Here is an 18896-nt window from a genome sequence, read left to right as displayed (position 1 = left end):
GAACGGTTAGAACGGGGACGTGAGAACAAAACTCCCTTCCTTACCAAGGAGGGGACGCTTGCGCGAAGCGCAAGCTGGGGTGGTTGTAGGCGTTGGAATACGCTCGAACGAAACCCGAACGAAACCCGCCGCCCGTCGTTCAACGCCCCAACCACTCCCGTCCGCGCTTCGCGCGAACATCCCCTCCTTGGTAAGGAGGGGAGTTTTTTCGCCCAGTTTCTCCCTCCACCTACCTTTGCCCAACCCCAAACACCCTTTGCCTATGTCCGCCGCCCTCCCGCGCCCCCTCATCCTCGTCTCCAACGACGACGGCATCACCGCCCCCGGCATCCGCCACCTCGTCGAAGCCATGGTGGCCCTCGGGGCCGAAGTTGTCGTTGTTGCCCCCGATTCGCCGCAGTCCGGCATGGGCCACGCCATCACCATCGGCCACGCCCTGCGCCTCACCAAAAATCCGGTTTTTGGGCCCGAAGTAGATGCATACGAGTGCTCCGGCACCCCAGCCGACTGCGTGAAAATTGCCAAGCATTACGTGCTTAAAGACCGCACGCCCGACCTCGTGGTGTCCGGCATCAACCACGGCTCCAACGCCTCGGTAAACGTGCTGTACTCAGGCACGATGTCGGCCGCCATTGAAGCTGCGATTGAAGGGCTCCCCGCCGTGGGCTTCTCCCTCTGCGAGTACGGCCCGAACGCCGATTTCTCGCACGTCGGCGAGTGGGTGACCCAGGTGTGCCGCCACGCCCTCGACCACGGCATTCCCGCCGGCACGGCCCTCAACGTGAACATCCCCAAAAACTCTGATACGCCCATTGCCGGCCTGCGCCTGGCCCGCCAGGCCCGCGCCAAGTGGCAGGAGGAGTTCGACCGCCGCCTCGATCCCTACCAGCGCCCGTACTACTGGCTGGTGGGCCAGTTCGTGAACCTCGACCCCGGCACCGATACCGACGAGTGGGCCCTGGCCAACAACTACGTATCCATCGTGCCCTGCAAGTTCGACCTCACCGCCGCCCACGGCCTGGACCACCTCAGCGAGCGGTGGCAATTGCCGCTGCCCGAAACGCAGGTGGTGGCCACGCCGCCCCAGCCCGTGCCCTCGGAAGACTACGGCGTGGCCAACCAAGAGTAGCCAAGCCCATTTTAAATAACAAAGCCCCGGCTAATTAGCCGGGGCTTTGTCATGAACGGGTAGTGCGGCTTTGCGCAGTTTGGTGGGTGGAGGCCGGTGGTCCGCTACCGGCCGCACCATTTTGGGCGGCATGGGCGCGGTGGTCGATTTGCGCACCACCACCGGCGAGGTGGTTTGGGTGGGCAGGGGCAGGGCGCTGCGGTGCAGGGCCACTACCTCAGTTCCCAGAGCTACTATTAGCACCAGCAGCAGGCTACCAAGCAGGAGTTTGAGCAGAGTACGCACGGAAAGTTGAATAACTGCCCGAAACTACTAGTACCCCTATGAAGCCGGCATGAACCCCACCGGCAAGTTGGCGGCGGGCTGAAAATCGAGAATAAACGCCGTGCCCCGGCCCACTTCCGACTCGGCCCGCAGCGTGGCCCCGTGGAAGCCCGCAATGGTCTGGGCAATGGGCAGCCCTAGGCCGTAGCCCTCCGGCGAGCCGGGCGCGTTGGAATTGAAGCGCCGAAACCGGTCGAACAGGTACGGAAGGTTTTCCGGCGAGATGCCGGGGCCGGAATCTTCCACCCGCAGCGTGTAGCCGCCGGTGGGCAGGGGCCGGCCCAGCACTCGGATGCTGCCGCCCTCGCGGTTGTACTTGATGGCGTTGGAGAGCAGGTTGCGCAGCAGCGTGTGCAGCAGGCTGGCGTTGGCCTGGGGGCGGGTGTCGTCGCCGGTGATGTCCACTTCTAGGGTGATGTCGCGCTGCTGGCGGCGGTCGTCCAGTTCCTCGGCTACCTCGGCCACGACGGTGCTCAGGCGTACGGATTCGTTGCGCAGGTACTGCTCGTTTTCGATGTTGGCGATGAGCAGCAGGGTGCGCACGGTATTGCGCAGGCGGTAGAGCGTGCGCTGCGATTCCACGATTTGCTGGGCGTGCGCCTCGGGCAGGGTGGGGTCCTGCAGCATGTTCTCGAAGCGCGATTGCAGGATGCTGGCCGGTGTGAGCAGCTCGTGGCTCACGTTGCTCATAAACTCCCGCTCCTTGGCGAAAGCCGACTGCACCTGCCGCATCAGCGAGTTCAACCGGTCATCGAGCCGACGAAAGTCAGTAGTATCAGTATCAATGGGTTCAAACTGAAAATCCGACGGCTGACGAATGCCCCGCAGCTTGCGAATAGTCAGCTCGCGCAAAGGCTCCAGCAGGTAGTGGGCAAAGGCCGCATCGGACAGCACGGTGAGCAGCGAGGCCGCCACCAGTACCCACAAGGCCAGGTTGCGCAGCGTGCCCGTCAGCAGTTCCACCGTCTCCAGCGATGAGCCAATCTCAACCCGAAACGCGGGCTGATTCGGGGCCTGGGCGGGCCGCGCAAAGCTCAGAATCCGAAAATCCTCCACCTGCTGGTCCACCTGCCGGGGCTCCTCAAAAATGTGCTCGGGCGGCAGGGCCTTGCCGGCGGGCAGCGGCGTGAGGGTGATGTATTCCTGCTTGAAGATGTTGTAGTCGGCGTAAGTCTCGGCCCGCTCGCCGCGTTCGAACGCCTGCAGGCCATCGCGAGCAATGAGGGCCAGCACCTGCTGCTTTTTGGCGCGCAGGTGCAGGTCGGTGTGCGCCACGGCTACGCGCTGCACGATGGGCGGAATCACCAGCGCCCCCAGCAGCACCAGCAGCAGCTTGGACAGGGCATTGAACAGGGCAAGCTTGGCTTCGAGACGCATGGTTTTCGGTTGTCATTGCGAGTGGAGCGCAGCGGAACGCGGCAATCCGTCCTGTAAAAGTCAGACACTTTCTGAAAACGACAAGCCCCGGAACTGTGCGGTGCCGGGGCTTGTCACATTATTTGGTTGGTCGCTGAGAAAAGGACGGATTGCTTCGCTCCGCTCGCAATGACAGGCGTTTAATTTTACTCCGCTGCCCGGTACCCAATCCCGCGCACCGTCTCCAGAAAATCAGCCGAGGCGAACTGGGCCAGCTTCTTGCGCACGTTTTTGATGTGCACGTCGATGTAGTTCGAGTCGGAATCGTCTTCGAGCACGTTGCCCCATAGGTGCTCGCCGAGCTGCAGGCGCGTGAGCACACGGCCCCGGTGCAGCAGCAGGTAGTGCAGCAGGTCGAACTCCTTTTTGGTGAGGGGCACTTCCTGGCCGCCGTGGCGCACGATGCGGGCATTGGGGTCCATGCTAAAGCCTTGGCCGAAGGTAATTTCCGGGCGCTTGAGGTTGAACTTGCGGCGCGTGATGGCCTGCATCCGGCTGGTGAGTTCCAGCAGCGAGAAGGGCTTGGGCAGGTAGTCGTCGGCCCCGAGGTCGAGGCCGCGAATGCGGTCGTCGAGCGCGCCGCGCGCGGTGAGGATGATGAACGAGGCCTCCTGGTTTTCATTCAGCCGGGCTTCGCGGAGCAGGTCGAGGCCGTCGCCGCCGGGCAGGCCCAGGTCGAGCAGCACGAAGTCGTAGCTGCTCACGTACAGTTTTTCCGACGCCTCGGCGTAGGTGTAGGCCGAGTCGACCAGGTACTGGGCTTGCAGCAGAAACTGCCGCATTTCCTGGTGCAGGCTTTTTTCGTCTTCGATGAGCAGAACGTGCATGAAGGGGATTGGGGGTTGAGGTGCGGGGAGAAGGGCTTTGCGGCGGCGAGCGGCCGAAAGGTCCGGATTCCGTCAGCAACATACGGCATAGCCGTCTGAACAGCACATGAAGCCGTCCCAAATTCAACCCTTATTCCCAATTACGGCGTAATTTGCTGAGCACATTCACCGTCTTTTTCCTTTCCAATGACTCAGCGTTTCTCCTTATTAATGTGGCTGATGGCCGGCCTGGCCGCTTTCGCCGGCCCTTCCGCCGCTCAGGCCCCGGCCGCGACCAAAGTCAAAACCAAAATCAAGCCCGTGGTAACCACGATATATATTGTGCGGCACGCCGAAAAAGATTCGACCTCCGACCGCGCCGACCCCACGCTCTCGCCCCTGGGCCAGACCCGCGCCCTGGCCCTGCGCCAGACGCTGCTGCGCCACCACCCCGCCGCCCTGTTCACCACCGACACCAAGCGCACCCGCGCCACCCTGGCCCCGCTGGCCGAAGCCCTGAAACTGGAGCCGCAGACCTACGACCCCAAACGGGGCCGCGACCTCGCCGACCGCATCCTAAAAGAATACGCCGGCAAATCGGTGGTTATCGTGGGCCACTCCAACACGGTTTTATCACTCATTGATGATTTCGGGGCCACCCCGCCGGTGGAAGAAATCGGCGAGCACGACTACGAATACCTATTCACGGTGCGCGTGGCGGAAGGCCTCATGCCCACCGTGGACATGCGCGGCTACGGCCCCGAGCGCCGTCCGGGCATCAAACTGGGCAAGGCTGCACCCATGGTGCCGGCCACGCCGGTTAAATAGCCATCGCCAATAACCGAATCGGTAAAAATGAGCAAGGCCGTAATCCTTCGCCGCGTTGCGGGAGGAGTTACGGCCTTGTTAGTTATTGGCGGCTGGTACGGCCGCCACAGCGTTTCTCCGGCTTAAAATAACCGGTGCCGCACCCCACAATGGCCCGCTGCCGTACTTTCGCCCACGCCCGGCCACTACGGTCGCGGCTTCAGGTCGTCGCTCTATGCATTGTCACGTTAAAAAAATGCTGGTTTTGGCCGGCGCATTGTTGGTAATCAACGCTCCAAGTGAAGCGCAGTCGCACAGAAAGAACAAGGCGGTACCCGCGTCCGTTGCTGCGGCAAAATCCGACCAGACCGACTCGCTGGCGCTGCGCAAAATCTTCGATGAAGCCCTGCTGCGCGGCGAGAGCTACGAAAATTTGCGCTACCTCACCGGCAATATCGGGCCGCGTTTGTCGGGCTCGCCGCAGGCCCAGATGGCCGTGGAGTGGGGCAAGGCCACCATGGAAAAAGCCGGTTTCGACCGCGTGTATTTGCAGGAGGTGATGGTGCCGCACTGGGTGCGCGGCGGCAAGGAGCGCGGCGAAATCATTGGTAATAAGGACAAAGGCGTGCGGGTGCCGGTGTGCGCCCTGGGCGGCTCGGTGAGCACTGGGGGCAAGCTGAAAGCCGGCGTGGTGGAAGTGCACAGCCTGGAGGAAGTGAAAAGCCTGCCCGAAGCGGCTGTGAAAGGCAAGTTCGTGTTCTATAACCGTCCCTTCAACGATGCCCTCATCGAGCCGGGCGCGGCCTACGGCGGGGCCGTGGACCAGCGCGCCAACGGGGCCATCGAAGCCGCCAAGCGCGGGGCCGTGGGCGCCCTAGTGCGCTCCATGACCAGCGCCCGCGACGACAACCCACACACCGGCACTATGCGCTACGCCGAGGGCGTGACCAAAGTGCCCGGCGCGGCCCTCAGCACCAACGCCGCCGACAAGCTCAGCCAGCTCCTCAAGGCCAACCCTGACCTGCAATTCGAGTTGGAAATGGAGTGCATCACCCTGCCCGAGGAAAAAAGCTATAACGTAGTGGGCGAAATCAAGGGCAGCAAATTCCCGCAGGAAATCATCACCGTGGGCGGCCACCTCGACTCCTGGGACCTCGCCCAGGGCGCGCACGACGATGGCACCGGCTGCGTACAAAGCATTGAGGCTCTGCGCCTGCTCCGCGCCGCCGGCTTCAAGCCCGAGCGCACGCTACGCGCCGTGCTCTTCATGAATGAGGAAAACGGCACTCGCGGCGGCAACGAATACGCCCGCCTCGCCGCCCAGAATAAGGAAACCCACCTCGCTGCCATCGAGTCGGACGGGGGCGGGTTCACGCCGCGCGGCTTCACCGTGGAGGGCGACCCCGCCACCGTGGCCAAGCTGGCCCGGCTGGCGCCACTGCTGGTACCTTACCACGCTGCCGACGTAACGGCCGGCCACTCCGGCACCGACATCGAGCCCCTGCAAGCCGCCGTGCATCCCAAAGCCCTCATCGGATACAAGTGCGACTCGCAGCGCTACTTCGACATCCACCACACGGCTGCCGACACCTTTGATAAAGTGAACCGCCGCGAGCTGGAGCTGGGCGGGGCCAGCATGGCTTCCTTAATTTACCTTCTGAGCAAGTACGGCTTGTAACAGACACTAAGGGACAGCCCAACGAAACGGCCCCACCCGCGCAAGCAGGTGGGGCCGTTTCGTTAGGCTGATAATCAAGCTTAATTCTGATTCAGAATCGAGAACAGCTCGTCCAGCTTGGGCGTCAGGATGATGTCGGTGCGGCGGTTCAGGGCCTTGTTGGCGGGAGTGTCGTTGGCGGCCAGGGGCAGGAACTCGGCCCGGCCCGAGGGCGTGACCTGGGCGGGGTCCATGCCGGCGGAGGTGAGCAGGCGGGTGATTTCGGTGGCGCGCATCACGCTCAGGTCCCAGTTGTCGCGGGCCCCGCTGGCGGTGGTGCCTTTGATGGGCACGTTGTCGGTGTGGCCTTCCACCAGCACATTCACGTCTTTATTGTCCTTGAGGGCGGTGGCCAGCTTGCGCAGGGCATCCTGGCCCTTGGGGTCTACTTTGGTCGAGCCCGATTTGAAGAGCAGCTGCTCGGAGAGCGACACATACACTTTGCCGTTTTTCACGCTCACCTGCAAATCTTGGGCGTTGAAGCCCAGCAGCGCGTCCGAAACGCGCTGGCGGAGGGCTTTGGTGGCGGCGTCTTTCTGAGCCAAGGCATTCTGAAGCTCGGCGATGCGGGCAGTTTTGCTTTGCAGGTCGGCCTCTTTGCTTTGCAGGTCGGCATTTTTGTTTTTGATGTCGGTTTCGGCATCGCCCAGGTTCTGGTTCAGCTGGTTGACCTGCTGGTTTTTGTTGAGCAGCGAGTTGCGCAACTCTTCCTCGTTGCGGGCTTTGGCCGAGGCCAGGGCACTTTTTTCCATCGCGAGCTGGTCGCGCGATTTGGTGAGCTCGGAGTTCTGCTGTTGCAGGGCCGCAATTTCTTTCTGGTTGCAGCCGGGCAGAGCCAGCAGCGTGGCACCTAGTAGCAGGGTGGGGAAGAGGCGAAAATTCATAAGAGCGAAAGAAAAGTAAAGAAGTCAATTAGACCTCAAAATGGTCCAGCCTTAAAACGGAGCCCGCTGGCAAGGGTTATCTTTGGCGAAATACTATGCACTTTTCTCCTTTAGTTACTACCGTTTGGAAGCGGATGGGGCCAAGCCGCCGGGCTGCCAGACTGGTGCTCTCCCTGCTGGGCGCGACCGGGCCGGTGGCTGCTATGGGCCAGCCCGGTACTTCGCTGCCTGAAAATCAACACCCCTCGGAGCGCTACTGGGTGACGCTGCGCGACAAAAGCGGCGTGCGCTTCGACCCGGCGCGGTACTTTTCGCCCGCCGCGTTGGCCCGCCGCACCCGCCAGCACTTACCGGCTTTTGATGCCACTGACCTGCCCGTGCGGCCCGATTACGTGGCCGCCATCACGGCGCGGGTGGATACCGTGACGCTGGTCAGCCGCTGGTTTAATGCTGTAGCCTGCCGTGCTACGCCCGCGCAGGCCGCCGCGCTGCGGGCGTTGCCCGGCGTGGCCAACGTTGAGGAATGGCCGCTGCGCAACGTTGAAATAGCCGCTCATTACTCCACCAACTCATCAGTCCTCCTGCCCGCCAGCTCGCCCAAGCCCATTACGGCCAACGACTACCTGCTGGCCCGCCGCCAAACGGCCCACCTCGACGGGGCGGCGCTGCGAGCCGCCGGCCTGGCCGGGCACGGGATGCGGATTGCCGTGTTCGACGTGGGCTTTCGGGGGCTGCCGGAGCATCCGGCGTTTCGGGAGCTGATGGCGGGCAAGCGCATCGTGGCCACCCATGACTTTCTGAGAAACCGCGACGACGTATTCATCGGCGGCAGCCACGGCACCGAGGTGATGGGCTGCCTGGCCGGCCGCCTGCCCAGCGGCTTCAGCGGTTCACCCGGTCTCGCGCTGGGCCTTGCGCCGGATGCGGAATACCTGCTGGCCCGTACCGAGCAGCTGCACCGCGAGAGCTACGCCGAGGAAGAAGCCTGGCTGGCCGCCGTGGAATGGGCCGACCGCCTCGGGGCCGACATCATCAATTCCTCGCTGGCCTACACCGAGCAGCGCTATTTCCCCGAGCAGATGGACGGCCACCGCAGCCTCATTGCCCGCGCCGCCAACCTGGCCGCCCGCAAGGGCGTGCTGGTGGTGAGCGCCGCCGGCAACGACGGCGACGACGACTGGGTCCGCATCGGCACGCCCGCTGATGCGGACTCGGTGCTGGCCATCGGCGGCCTCGACCCCGAAACCGGCCTGCACGTCGATTTCAGCTCCTACGGCCCCACCGCCGACCGCCGGCCTAAGCCTAATCTGGCGGCGTTTGGCATCGTGCTCACCACCACGCCGGGGGGCGGCTACGAGCGGCTGGAAGGCACCTCGTTCGCCTCGCCGCTGGTAGCGGGCTTTGCGGCCTGCCTGTGGCAGCAGCACCGGGAACTCACGGCCATGCAGGTGTTTCAGGGGCTGGAAAAATCGGCCGAGCTGTATCCTTATTTTGATTACGCTCATGGCTTTGGGCGGCCCCGTTTTGCGCACTTTGCGCCTGCGCATGCGGCAGTTTCTACTGTGCCCACGTTCGATTTTGTGCCCCGTGATAGCCTGATTGCCGTCATCATTCGTCCCGAGGCTGCGCTGCGGTCGGCCGAAATGCTGCCCCTCATGGCCGACCAAAGCGAACCCGTACTACCCGCCGCCACGCCCACTCCGGAAGCCAAAAGCCCCGCCGACAACGTGCCCCGCGTGGGCCGCGAGCAGCCCGTGGCTCCCAGCCCCGCGCCGCTGCCCGAGCCCAACTACCCGGCCTACCTCTACTGGAACCTGGCCGACCGGCGCGGGGTATTGCGTCGCTACGAAACCCGGGCCGTCACGCAGCGGCTGGTGGTGCAGGTGCCGCGCCGCTTCTTCAGCGGGGGCAACGTGCTGCGCGTTCATTTCAAAGGCTATACGGCCACGTATTCAGAATAATGCAGCCCGCGAAATTGAACAGTCAATTGAAACCGGCAGGAGCGAAGCGCCGCGGGCTAATGCTGCTGGGCTTGCTGGCCGGCGCGTTGCCCGCCGCCCGCGCCCAGCAGGTGCTGGTGCAGGCCAACGTGGCCGATGACACCGTGAAAACGACTTTTGGTCCCAACCGGCGCTACTTTGGCCACGCGTATTTCGGCTACGGCTTGCTGGCCGGCCCGGCCAGAGCAGGTGCGGCCGTGCGCTACGGGCTGGGCTCGGCCGAGCTGCGTGGCGGCGGGCGGCTCAAGTTTCGGTTTAGTCAGGCATTGGCCTTCAATGCCGATTTGGGCTATACTTACCAACGCTATAACCTGGCGCAGAACGGTCAAAAACTCGTGCCAAGCCCCAGCCTGCACCGCGAAGAAAGCCTGGCCCTGCACCAGCTGTATTCCGAGCTCAGCCTGCGTCTGAACTACGGCCGCCGTGGCAATGCCGTGGGCCGCTACTTCGACCTGCTGGCCGGCGGCGGCTGGGTGGCCGCCACCTCCCACAGCACCGAAGACGAACCCGCTCCAGGCATCGGCTCCGTCGAAACCACCGAGCATGGCCTGCCTTACCTGCGGCGCTGGTGGGGCGGGGTGGGCGGGCGCGTGGGCGTCGACCGCTACGCCCTCACGGCGCGCTACCGGCTGTCGTCGGTGTTTGGGCCCGGCTACGCGGCCTGGCCCGAATTGCCCCGCTGGACGCTGGGGGTTGAAGTGGGCTTGTTCTGAGCAATGTGCCGCTGTCATTCCGACGCAGGAGGAATCTGAGTGAATTCGTACAACGGTTATCGTCAGATTCCTCCTGCGTCGGAATGACTGATAGTGCTCCAAAAGGCCGAAGTCAAACCCATTGCTGCGTATTTGCCGTAAAATCCCCCACGCTGGCCGCCCGTGTAGGTTTTCTATATAGCATCGGCTTCATTTTCCATCTTACCTTCGTGCATTGGGCCTCCTTCGGTCATGCTCCATTTTATGAAAATCAAACATCTTCGACTTTCTGCCCTGGCGCTGCTGGCCGCCGGTTTCACGCTCCAGCTGGCCTCCTGCGTGAGCACCGAGCGCGAGGTGAGCAGCGCTGCCACCGACCCCCGTTCTACTTACACGCCGCCGCCCGCTGGCAGCCGCGTGCGCGTGAGCGGCAAAACGGTGCTCAACACCGTGAGCGCCACCCACTCGTTTTCGGACCCGGCCACCAAGGATAATTTTATTTTGCAGCTGCGCGGCCCCCGCGTGCTCACGGCCCAGGCCCACCTCATCGTGACCAGCAGCACCGGCGATACGTTGCGCCACGAGGTGCTGCCCGCCCGCGCCCTGCTTAGCCACACCGACATTGCCGACCCACAATCGGCCAGTGTGCGCGACCAGGAAATCGCCATTTTGCAGGGCATGAATAACTTCTTTGCCGATGCGCATTTCATGCAGCCGGCTATCCCGGCCGGCAGCGAGCAGCCCGCTGAGGTAGATGCCAAAACCTGGTCGGCCCTGCGCGAAGACCCTGCCACCGTGGGCTTCGACTATACCGGCGCGGGCGGGGCCGAGCGCCGCATGGCCTACGTTCGTAAGTTACGCAAAGCCGTGGTTATTAGTCAGTAATAGGTATTGTCCTAATGCTGTGCTTCGGCTAGCCGCCGAGCCATTTAGTACGGCGGCCTCCCATCTGCTTCAATTTCCCATTACTTGAATCATGAAATTCCTTCTTTCTTTTGCTGGCGTACTGGTCGCCATTCTGCTGTTGCTGAAATTCTTTCCTTCGGCTCCCATTAACCCCGTGCTGCCCGTGCCCCAGGGCCAGCAGGAAGTAAACGGCCACGATTCTGAAGTGCCCAAAGGCGCGGGTGCCGAGGGCGAGGGCGAAGAGGAGGACGGCGAAGCCCCCGGTAACACCAGCATTGCCCCGGCCACTCCCGGCCAGACCTACGGTGCGGCCATCACGCCTGCCGGCGCGTTGCCCATGAGCGCCCTCGCTACTGCTCTCGGCAGCCGCGATTCGGCGCAGGTGAAGGTGGTGGGCAAGGCCACCGCCGTGTGCCAAGCCAAAGGCTGCTGGATGACCTTACCCACTGCCGACGGCCAGCAGATGCGCGTCCGTTTCCGCGACTACGCCTTTTTCGTGCCCAAAGACCTCAGCGGCCACACCGTAGTGGTAAGCGGCTGGGCGCACCGCGAAACGGTGAGCGTGGCCGACCAGCAGCACTACCTGCGCGATGCCGGCAAGCCCGAGTCGGAAATCGCCGCCATCACCCAGCCCAAACAGGAGCTGAACTTTATGGCCGACGGTGTTCTGGTGCAGAATTAGCGGTTAGTCCCTGACCCTGATAACAGTAGAAAAGCTGCCCAGTCGGGCGGCTTTTTCTGTTTTATCGCTTGTTTTGGCGCGCCGCCGTAGCTTGCGTGTCTTGTTATAATTGACTTCGATTTGCCGCGTCCGGCACTCCCGCCATGCCCGATACTCCCGCCATTCAGCACCGCATTCAGGCCCTCACCGAGCAGCTGCACTACCTCAACCACCAGTATTACCAGCTCGATATTTCCGAAATTCCCGACCAGGAATTCGACCAGTTGCTGGCGGAATTGCAGCAGCTCGAAGCCGCGCACCCCGACCTGGCCCTGCCCAACTCGCCCACCCGGCGCGTGGGCGGCACCATCACCAAGCAGTTTCCCACGGCGGTGCACCGCTTCCCCATGCTCAGCTTGGGCAATACCTATTCCGAAGACGACTTGCGCGAGTTCGACGAGCGGGTGCAAAAGGGCTTGGAGGGCGCGCCCTACGCTTACGTCTGCGAGCTGAAAATTGACGGCGTGGCCATGAGCCTGCGCTACGAGCACGGCCAGCTGACCCAGGGTGTGACGCGCGGTGACGGCACCCGCGGCGACGTGGTGACGGCCAACGTGCGTACCATCAGAACCCTGCCACTGGCCCTGCGCCCCGGCCCCGACCAGCCCGACGACTTCGAAGTGCGCGGCGAAGTTTTTCTGCCGCTGCCGGTATTCGAGGAGCTGAACGCCGAGCGCGAGCAAAATGGCGAAGCCCTGTTTGCCAACCCCCGCAATGCCGCCAGCGGCACCCTCAAGCTCCAGAACTCGGCCCAGGTGGCGGCACGAAAGCTGCGGTTTTATGCCTACTCGCTACTCACGCCCGGCCGCCATTTCGCTAGCCACAGCGCCGCCCTGGAAGCGCTAACTCAATACGGCCTGCCCGTTTCTGACACATGGCGTCGGGCCTCCAACATCGAGGAAGTGCTGGATTTCGTGCACTACTGGTCCAAAAAGCGTTTCGACCTTCCCGTAGCCACCGACGGCATCGTCATCAAAGTTGACAACCTGCGCCAGCAGGACCAACTGGGCTACACCGCTAAAAGCCCGCGCTGGGCCATCGCCTACAAGTACCCCGCCGAGGCCGCCCGCACCCGCCTCAACGACGTGCTCTACAACGTGGGCCGCACCGGGGCCGTGACGCCAGTGGCCGTGCTCACGCCCGTGCCGCTTGCTGGCACCGTGGTGAAGCGCGCCACCCTGCACAACGCCAACCAGATTGAGCTGCTCGACCTGCGCCTCGGCGACCTGGTTTACGTGGAGAAGGGCGGCGAAATCATCCCCAAAATCACCGGCGTGGACCTCGCTTCCCGGCCCGCCGATGCCGTGCCCATCCAGTACCCTACGGCGTGCCCGGCCTGCGGCACGCCGCTGGTGCGGCCCGAGGGCGAAGCCCATTTCCGCTGCCCCAACGAGCGTGGCTGCCCGCCTCAGCTCAAGGCCCGGTTGGAGCATTACGTGTCGCGTAAAGCGCTTAATATCGATGGGCTCGGAGCCGAAACCGTGGGCCGTCTATTCGATTTAGGCATGGTGAAAACCCCCGCTGACATCTACGACCTGCCCGCCCGCCGGCCCGAATTGGTGACGCTGGAGCGCCTCGGCGAAAAGAGCATCGACAACCTCATTGCCGGCATCGAAGCCAGCAAGCTGGTGCCGTTTCCGCGCGTGCTGTTTGGGATGGGCATTCGTTACGTGGGCGAAACCGTGGCCCAGAAGCTGGCCGCCCACTACCGCAGCATTGATGCGCTGATGGCCGCCACCGCCGAGGACATGGCCGCTGTGCCCGAAGTGGGAGGTGTGATTGCCGTGGCCGCCGCGCACTGGTTTCAGCAGCCCGAAAACCGGGAGCTGGTGGAGCGTCTGCGCCAGGCCGGCGTGCAGCTGGAAGTAACCGGCGAAGCCCCCGTGCCCGCTTCCGACCGACTGGCCGGCCTCACGTTCGTCATCTCGGGCGTGTTCGAGCAGCACAGCCGCGAGGAATTGCAGCACCTCATCACCTCCAACGGCGGCAAAATCACGGGTTCCATCAGCAAGAAGCTGAGCTACCTCGTGGCCGGCGACAACATGGGCCCCGCCAAGCGCGAAAAAGCCCTGGGCTTTAAAGTCCCCATCATCTCCGAAACCGACCTGATGGGCATGCTGCCCGCCGCCGATGCTGGAGCGCCCGAAGAAGCTGCCGCCGCTACCGAAGCACTGGTGCCGCCCGCGCCCGCTGCGGCGGGGCCGGGTCAGCAGGGCTCCCTGTTCTAGCCCGAGCGGCCGGGGAAATTAGTAAAAAGCAGTAGGAAGACCGAAACCCGTATATTCAGCTTGGTTCGATGCAAATAATTCGGCTAAGTTTTTGTCTATGGGCTGAAATACCGACCTTTGACCTCCATTTTCCCATCCATGCGCGCACTTCTTCTTTTTGCATTCCTCTTGGGCCAGGCCATTTGTGCCCCTGCATTGCGGGCGCAGTGTGTTTCGCTGGCCGACCTGCTGGCCATTGGAGCCGAGCCGACGGCTCTAACGTCGCCCAAAGTGGTGACGGACCACCTCACTTTCGAGTGGACGTACGTCGGCCCTACCGCCACCGTGCGTGAGGCGGCCTGGACATTCGTGCCCTCCGGCAGCACCGCCCCCTCGGCCCGCCTGCAAATGCGCGCCCAGCGCCCCGGCCAGGACGTGGTGTTGAAAACCACCCAGGCCAGCTGCGTGCGCGAGCTGAACCGCGAGCTCAAAAGCCGCAAGCTCACCGCCCAGCCCGTAACCTGCCCCAGCTGCGAAGCCGTGCGCTATCAGGGTCCCGACTTCGAAGCCACCATCTACAGCCAGATGAAGGGCGAATTTCCCTTCGTGATAGTGGTGCACCAGGTGCCGCCCGGTATGCCGCCCGCCGCCAGCGGCACCGGCGGCGTGAAAGCTCCGTGAGTTTTATGTAGGGTGCGGGGCTTGCCCCCGCCCGTCGGTCGCACCGTTCCAACGATTCCATTCAACGACGGGCGGGGGCAAGCCCCGCACCCTACTTCGTTTAATCACAAAAAAGCCCCGTCAGCAATTGACGGGGCTTTTTTTGTTGGGTAATCCAGCTCGCTTAGAACGACTGCACGATGTTATTGCGCAGCGTCTTGGGGCTCCAGTAGCCGCTGGCGATGATGCGGCGGATGGTGAACATGGGGTCCTGCTGGTCGCGCTTTTCGGCCAGCGAGAAGGCGGCCACGAAGCCGCGCTTCTTCAGCTCGGGGAAGGCCTGGGTGTTCCACAGGCCGAAGGGATAGGCGAAGTAGTTGATTTTCTTGCCCGTGATTTCTTCCAGCGTTTTGGTGGGCTTGTCGATTTGGGTTTCCCAGTCTTTGCCCTGGTATTTCTTCACGTTGTGGTGGTCCCAGGTGTGCGAGCCGATGATGTTGCCTTCGTCGGAAAGCTGCTTCACCATGGCTTTGGTCATGTAGTGGGGGCGGCCCAGGCTCACGGTCATCACGAAGTACATGGCCTTGTAGCCGTACTGCTCCAGCGTGGGCCGGGCAATGGTGAACTGGTCGAGGTCAGTGTCATCAAACGTGAGCATGATGGGCTTGCTCGGCAGCTTGGCCCCGGTGGTCATGTAGGCGTAAAGCTGGTCGGGCGAAATGGTGTGGTAGCCCGAGTCGGCCAGCATCTTGATGTGGGCCTTGAAGGTGGCAATGGGCGTGATGTAGTCCTTGGCACCCTTCGAGTCGCGGGCCGTCCAGTCCCGAATCTGGTGGTAGCAGAGGATGGGCACCTGCGGCCGGGCCAGAATGGCAGCTGCGTCGCCAGCCTTGCTGGCCGGGATGGAGCTGGGGGCCGGGGCGGGCGTGGCGTTGGCCTCGTCGGTAGCGGTGGCGCGGGTGCCGGAGGTTTCGGCGGCGGCGGGGTCGGCGGCCGAGTCGGCGGGAGCGGCCGAAACCGTGGCGTTGCTGTTGGCAGCTTCGCCGGTGGTGGCGGTTTTAGAATCGCAGGCGGCCACGGCGAGGGCTGCCAGCAGGAGGGAAGCAGAAGAGAATTTCATTGTAACACGCACGAAGCCGGGCTTCGCAACTTGGGGGAATAAGGGGATGAATTCAATTTAGGGTAAGCACAGCACATCATGCAGTAAGCACGTCATGCAGAGCGCAACGAAGCGGGCAAGATGTTTCGCTGCGCTCTGCATGACGTTCCTGTAAACAATACCGAAACAATGCCAGCGCCGAATAGCAGCCCTACCTGCTACTTTTGCAGCCCACAAAACTAACTCCCAAACTCCCGGCATGAACAAATCTGGCTCCCGTCTTCCCGCGTTTCATGGCACGGGCGTGGCCCTGGTCACCCCCTTCACCCCGGAACAGGCCGTGGACTATGCCGGCTGGCGCCGCCTGCTCGATTTCTGCATCGAGGGTGGCGTTGAGTACCTCGTGGTGAACGGCACCACCGGCGAGTCGCCCACCACCACGGCTGCCGAAAAAGTTGAGCTGCTGCGCGTAGCCGTTGAGCACGTGGCCGGCCGCGTGCCGCTGGTCTACGGCATTGGCAGCAACGACACGGCCGCCGCCGAAGAAGCTCTGCGCACCACCAACCTCAGCGGCGTGGCCGCCATCCTCTCGGCCAGCCCGGCTTATAACAAGCCCAGTCAGGCCGGCATCATTGCCCACTACACGCGCCTGGCCGATGCCAGCCCGCTGCCCATCATCCTCTACAACGTGCCCGGCCGCACGGCTTCCAACCTCACCGCCGAAACCACGCTGCGCCTCGCCCAGCACCCCAACATCATCGGCATCAAGGAAGCCAGTGGCTTTATGGAGCAGTGCATGGCCATCGCGGCCCGCAAGCCGAAGGACTTTCTGCTGCTCTCCGGCGATGACATGCTTACGCCCGCCCTCATTGCCTGCGGCGGCGAAGGCATCATTTCGGTGCTCGCCAACGCCTTCCCCAAACGCTTCGCCGACCTCACCCGCGCTGCGCTGGCCGGCGATTTTGCCGCCGCCCGCGAGGGCCTGTTCCACCTGCTGCCCCTCAACCCGCTCATGTATGAGGAAAGCAACCCCGTGGGTGTGAAAGCCGTGCTCGAAGCCCTGGGCGTGTGCGGCGCGGCCGTGCGCCTGCCGCTGCTGGAAGCCACCGAGGGCCTGAAAGACCGGATTCGGAAGGCGCTGTAAGGCCCGTGCCGGGGCCCTCGAAGCCCCGGCACGGGCGTGCAACGATACAGCGGAATTCAGAAACAGGACAGTACCGACGTGCAACGATACACAGGGGTTCAAAAATAGGACAACGCCTCGGTGCAGCTATACACAGTATTCTGAAATGCGAACAGCGTCTTGGTGCAACAATACATCATGGTTCAAAATCAGGACAGCGATTAGTTCCCACTATACACCGGGATTCAAAATTAGGACAGCGAGTAGTTCCTGCTATACATCGGGCCTGTTAAAGGATACACCGCGCCGTGCCCACGATACAGCGGGGAATAGTTGCGATACAAAGTTCCGTCCGTTTACCGCACCTCCGGCCCGGCAAGGGATTCGGTGGCGCGGCGCTCGCCGGCCACCACTAGGAAGCCGTAGCCGAAGACGAACAGGTTCAGGCCCAATTGTAAGTCCAGTGGCGCATCGACCAGCATGCTGGTGGCCTGCATCAGCATGAAGAGCCCGATGGCGGGCTGCCGCCGTGCCCAGGGCCGGGTGAGGGGCCAGCCCATCACGGCTAGCAGCAGGGCCAGGCCCACGATGCCGCCGCCCACCATGGCTTGCAGAAATTGGTTGTGCACCTCGATGCGGTTTTCAGGCCGTAGGCCGAAGCCCTGCCAGTCGTACTGGTTCATCATGGCGGCGCGGGCATCGGCCGGGGCCACGCCCACCAGCCAGTGCTGGGCAATGACGTGGCCCGCCGTTTCGATGGCCGCCAGCCGGCGCGACAACGAATACTCGTTGATGTCGTGCCCCTGGGTGAACTGTTCAATGTCCCATTGCGTGGCCTGTACCCGCTGCTGCACCGATTTCAGCCCGTGGTGCGCCGCCCACGGCCCCAGCACCAGCAGCGCCAACAGGCCTAGGCCCAGTGCCAGGTGGCGGCGCAGCAACAGGCGCACCACCACGGCAAATAAAGCCGTGTAGAAAACCAGCAGGCCCGTGCGGTAGGCCAGTACGTGCAACGTGATAACTGCAGTCGCCGCCGCCGCCAGCAGCGCCCCGCGCAGCAGCCGCCCCGCCAGCGCCTCGCGGCGTAGCAGCAGCCCCCAGTAGCAGCCCAGGGCCAGCATCACCCCAAACGAGATGTGGAAAATGTGGGTGAAAGTCGGCATGTTCTTCCCAAAAATGATGTCCTCGTTGGCCGAGGTAGGGTTTTGCCAGTATTGCACCACGGTAACCAGCCCCAGGGCCGCCACGCCCAGTACAAACGTGCTGCCCACCGCCAGGCGCTGCCCCCGCGTGAGGGGCACGGCCAGCGTGAAGGCCAGCGGCACCGCCAGCCAGGTCAGGTCGCGGAACAACTCGTGCCGCCACACCAGCAGCTCCGTGGTGTAAAAGCCACTTATCAGCAGAAAAACCACCACGGCCGCCGCCCGCATGGCCGCCCCGTTCCGGAAATAGCCGGGGATGGCCTGCCGCAGCTGCGGGTTGGCCAGGGCCGCCACCACGCCCACAATGGGCGCAATGGCAATCAAAGCCCGGGAAGCCAGCAGGCCCGCAATGCCCGCCAAACAAGCCAGCAGCAGCAGATACTGCGAGAGCCGGCCGGATAAATAATGCTGCACGAAAGAGATAAGGAGAAGGAAACAGGGATAATGCTAAGGACCAATTACCAGCCGCTGGCCAGCACATCGGCCACGTGCAGGCACTTCAACGGCAGCTTCTCCTTTTTAATATAGGATTCGAGGTGCATGAGGCAGCTCACGTCGGTGCTCACAATGAAGTCGGCCCCGGTGTCGAGGGCGTGCTCCACTTTCTGCTGGGCCATGGCCACCGAAATGGCTTCAAACTTCACCGCAAATGTGCCGCCGAAGCCGCAGCAAGTGGTGGTTTCGGCCATTTCGAGGCGCTCCAGGCCGGCCACGGCATCCAGCAGCTGGCGTGGCTGGGCCCGCAGGCCGCACTCGCGCAAGCCCGAGCAGGAGTCGTGGTAGGTGTACTTGCCGGCCAGCCGCGCCCCCGGCACGGCCGTGATGCCCAGCACATCGACCAGGAATTCGGTCAGCTCGTACACGCGGCCCTGCACGCCCTGGCAGGCAGCCTGCTCGGGCCGGCCCGCGTACAAATCGGTGTAGCTGTTGCGCACCATGCCCACGCACGAGGCCGAGGGGCTCACGATGTAGCGCTGCTGGTCGGTGGCGGGGGCGGCGAAGTCGGTGAGGAACTTGTCGGCCACAGCGCGGCTCTGGTCCACGTAGCCGGCGTTGTAGGCCGGCTGGCCGCAGCAGGTTTGGTTGGGATTGTAGTTGACTTTCACGCCCACCCGCTCCAGCACGCGCACCATGTGCATGGCCGTGGCCGGGTAAAGCTGGTCGACGAAGCAGGGGATGAAAATATCGACGGTGGTCGGCATC

At 63.3% G+C, this 18896-nt stretch carries 17 protein-coding genes; 10 read left to right on the top strand and 7 right to left on the bottom strand.

Features of this window, described 5'->3' with window-relative positions:
* Positions 1-262 precede the first annotated feature (262 nt).
* Positions 263-1129 (top strand): 5'/3'-nucleotidase SurE, encoded by an 867-nt coding sequence (gene surE, locus AAFH49_RS11710; protein WP_342298285.1) that lies wholly within the window; start codon positions 263-265, stop codon positions 1127-1129.
* A 30-nt stretch (positions 1130-1159) separates the two neighbouring features.
* Here the strand turns inward: surE and AAFH49_RS11705 are convergent, their stop codons facing one another.
* The 3 genes from AAFH49_RS11705 to AAFH49_RS11695 form a co-directional block, all read right to left on the bottom strand.
* Positions 1160-1414: a hypothetical protein gene (locus AAFH49_RS11705; RefSeq protein WP_342298284.1), complete on the bottom strand. Its 255-nt coding sequence runs from the start codon at positions 1412-1414 to the stop codon at positions 1160-1162.
* Positions 1415-1450: 36 nt separating this feature from the next.
* Positions 1451-2830, bottom strand: coding sequence for a sensor histidine kinase (locus AAFH49_RS11700; protein ID WP_342298283.1), 1380 nt, complete (start codon positions 2828-2830; stop codon positions 1451-1453).
* A gap of 185 nt (positions 2831-3015) precedes the next feature.
* Positions 3016-3696, bottom strand: a complete 681-nt coding sequence (locus AAFH49_RS11695) for a response regulator transcription factor (RefSeq protein WP_198068200.1) — start codon at positions 3694-3696, stop codon at positions 3016-3018.
* A 186-nt stretch (positions 3697-3882) separates the two neighbouring features.
* Here AAFH49_RS11695 and AAFH49_RS11690 point away from each other — a divergent pair, with 186 nt between their 5' ends.
* Together AAFH49_RS11690 and AAFH49_RS11685 are read left to right on the top strand one after the other, a co-directional pair.
* Positions 3883-4503, top strand: a complete 621-nt coding sequence (locus AAFH49_RS11690; protein ID WP_342298281.1) for a phosphoglycerate mutase family protein — start codon at positions 3883-3885, stop codon at positions 4501-4503.
* 235 nt (positions 4504-4738) lie between these two features.
* Positions 4739-6160 (top strand): M28 family peptidase, encoded by a 1422-nt coding sequence (locus AAFH49_RS11685; RefSeq protein ID WP_342298279.1) that lies wholly within the window; start codon positions 4739-4741, stop codon positions 6158-6160.
* Between the two features lie 80 nt (positions 6161-6240).
* Here the strand turns inward: AAFH49_RS11685 and AAFH49_RS11680 are convergent, their stop codons facing one another.
* A complete protein-coding gene (locus tag AAFH49_RS11680; protein ID WP_342298278.1) occupies positions 6241-7083 on the bottom strand; it encodes an OmpA family protein in 843 nt (280 codons plus the stop codon).
* Positions 7084-7247: 164 nt separating this feature from the next.
* Between AAFH49_RS11680 and AAFH49_RS11675 the strand changes: the two genes are divergently transcribed.
* From AAFH49_RS11675 to AAFH49_RS11650, 6 genes are all read left to right on the top strand, one after another.
* Positions 7248-9044, top strand: coding sequence for a S8 family serine peptidase (locus AAFH49_RS11675; protein WP_342298276.1), 1797 nt, complete (start codon positions 7248-7250; stop codon positions 9042-9044).
* Positions 9045-9103: 59 nt separating this feature from the next.
* Entirely contained in the window at positions 9104-9796 is a 693-nt protein-coding gene (locus AAFH49_RS11670; RefSeq protein WP_342298274.1) for a hypothetical protein, read from the top strand.
* Between the two features lie 243 nt (positions 9797-10039).
* Positions 10040-10660, top strand: a complete 621-nt coding sequence (locus tag AAFH49_RS11665) for a hypothetical protein (protein ID WP_342298272.1) — start codon at positions 10040-10042, stop codon at positions 10658-10660.
* A gap of 91 nt (positions 10661-10751) precedes the next feature.
* Positions 10752-11363, top strand: coding sequence for a DUF4920 domain-containing protein (locus AAFH49_RS11660; RefSeq protein ID WP_342298271.1), 612 nt, complete (start codon positions 10752-10754; stop codon positions 11361-11363).
* A gap of 143 nt (positions 11364-11506) precedes the next feature.
* Positions 11507-13630: an NAD-dependent DNA ligase LigA gene (gene ligA, locus AAFH49_RS11655; RefSeq protein ID WP_342298270.1), complete on the top strand. Its 2124-nt coding sequence runs from the start codon at positions 11507-11509 to the stop codon at positions 13628-13630.
* A gap of 138 nt (positions 13631-13768) precedes the next feature.
* A complete protein-coding gene (locus tag AAFH49_RS11650; RefSeq protein WP_342298268.1) occupies positions 13769-14290 on the top strand; it encodes a hypothetical protein in 522 nt (173 codons plus the stop codon).
* A gap of 163 nt (positions 14291-14453) precedes the next feature.
* On the opposite strand, the gene AAFH49_RS11645 is transcribed toward AAFH49_RS11650, so the two are convergent.
* A complete protein-coding gene (locus AAFH49_RS11645) occupies positions 14454-15389 on the bottom strand; it encodes a polysaccharide deacetylase family protein (RefSeq protein WP_342298266.1) in 936 nt (311 codons plus the stop codon).
* A gap of 238 nt (positions 15390-15627) precedes the next feature.
* Between AAFH49_RS11645 and dapA the strand changes: the two genes are divergently transcribed.
* The gene (gene dapA, locus AAFH49_RS11640; protein ID WP_342298264.1) at positions 15628-16512 is read left to right on the top strand and encodes a 4-hydroxy-tetrahydrodipicolinate synthase; all 885 of its coding nucleotides are present in this window, start codon (positions 15628-15630) and stop codon (positions 16510-16512) included.
* Between the two features lie 335 nt (positions 16513-16847).
* Here dapA and AAFH49_RS11635 read toward each other — a convergent pair whose 3' ends face one another.
* Both AAFH49_RS11635 and AAFH49_RS11630 read right to left on the bottom strand, forming a co-directional pair.
* Entirely contained in the window at positions 16848-18107 is a 1260-nt protein-coding gene (locus AAFH49_RS11635; RefSeq protein WP_342298263.1) for an O-antigen ligase family protein, read from the bottom strand.
* A gap of 44 nt (positions 18108-18151) precedes the next feature.
* A complete protein-coding gene (locus tag AAFH49_RS11630) occupies positions 18152-18895 on the bottom strand; it encodes a (Fe-S)-binding protein (RefSeq protein ID WP_342298262.1) in 744 nt (247 codons plus the stop codon).
* Position 18896: the final 1 nt, after the last annotated feature.

The organism is Hymenobacter segetis (assembly GCF_038448715.1).
Classification (GTDB): Bacteria; Bacteroidota; Bacteroidia; order Cytophagales; family Hymenobacteraceae; genus Hymenobacter; species Hymenobacter segetis.
The sequence above is the reverse complement of the archived record's forward strand: the minus strand, read 5'-3'. Positions and strand labels throughout refer to the sequence as shown.

Excerpts from the sequence above, each read along its gene's own strand:
- AAFH49_RS11650 (WP_342298268.1), top strand. The coding sequence starts at position 13,769 with ATGCGCGCACTTCTTCTTTTTGCATTCCTCTTGGGCCAGGCCATTTGT.
- AAFH49_RS11685 (WP_342298279.1), top strand. The coding sequence starts at position 4,739 with ATGCTGGTTTTGGCCGGCGCATTGTTGGTAATCAACGCTCCAAGTGAA.
- AAFH49_RS11670 (WP_342298274.1), top strand. The coding sequence starts at position 9,104 with ATGCTGCTGGGCTTGCTGGCCGGCGCGTTGCCCGCCGCCCGCGCCCAG.
- dapA (WP_342298264.1), top strand. The coding sequence starts at position 15,628 with ATGAACAAATCTGGCTCCCGTCTTCCCGCGTTTCATGGCACGGGCGTG.
- AAFH49_RS11660 (WP_342298271.1), top strand. The coding sequence starts at position 10,752 with ATGAAATTCCTTCTTTCTTTTGCTGGCGTACTGGTCGCCATTCTGCTG.
- AAFH49_RS11630 (WP_342298262.1), bottom strand. The coding sequence starts at position 18,895 with ATGCCGACCACCGTCGATATTTTCATCCCCTGCTTCGTCGACCAGCTT.
- AAFH49_RS11695 (WP_198068200.1), bottom strand. The coding sequence starts at position 3,696 with ATGCACGTTCTGCTCATCGAAGACGAAAAAAGCCTGCACCAGGAAATG.
- AAFH49_RS11700 (WP_342298283.1), bottom strand. The coding sequence starts at position 2,830 with ATGCGTCTCGAAGCCAAGCTTGCCCTGTTCAATGCCCTGTCCAAGCTG.
- AAFH49_RS11665 (WP_342298272.1), top strand. The coding sequence starts at position 10,040 with ATGAAAATCAAACATCTTCGACTTTCTGCCCTGGCGCTGCTGGCCGCC.
- surE (WP_342298285.1), top strand. The coding sequence starts at position 263 with ATGTCCGCCGCCCTCCCGCGCCCCCTCATCCTCGTCTCCAACGACGAC.
- AAFH49_RS11690 (WP_342298281.1), top strand. The coding sequence starts at position 3,883 with ATGACTCAGCGTTTCTCCTTATTAATGTGGCTGATGGCCGGCCTGGCC.
- AAFH49_RS11680 (WP_342298278.1), bottom strand. The coding sequence starts at position 7,083 with ATGAATTTTCGCCTCTTCCCCACCCTGCTACTAGGTGCCACGCTGCTG.
- ligA (WP_342298270.1), top strand. The coding sequence starts at position 11,507 with ATGCCCGATACTCCCGCCATTCAGCACCGCATTCAGGCCCTCACCGAG.
- AAFH49_RS11645 (WP_342298266.1), bottom strand. The coding sequence starts at position 15,389 with ATGAAATTCTCTTCTGCTTCCCTCCTGCTGGCAGCCCTCGCCGTGGCC.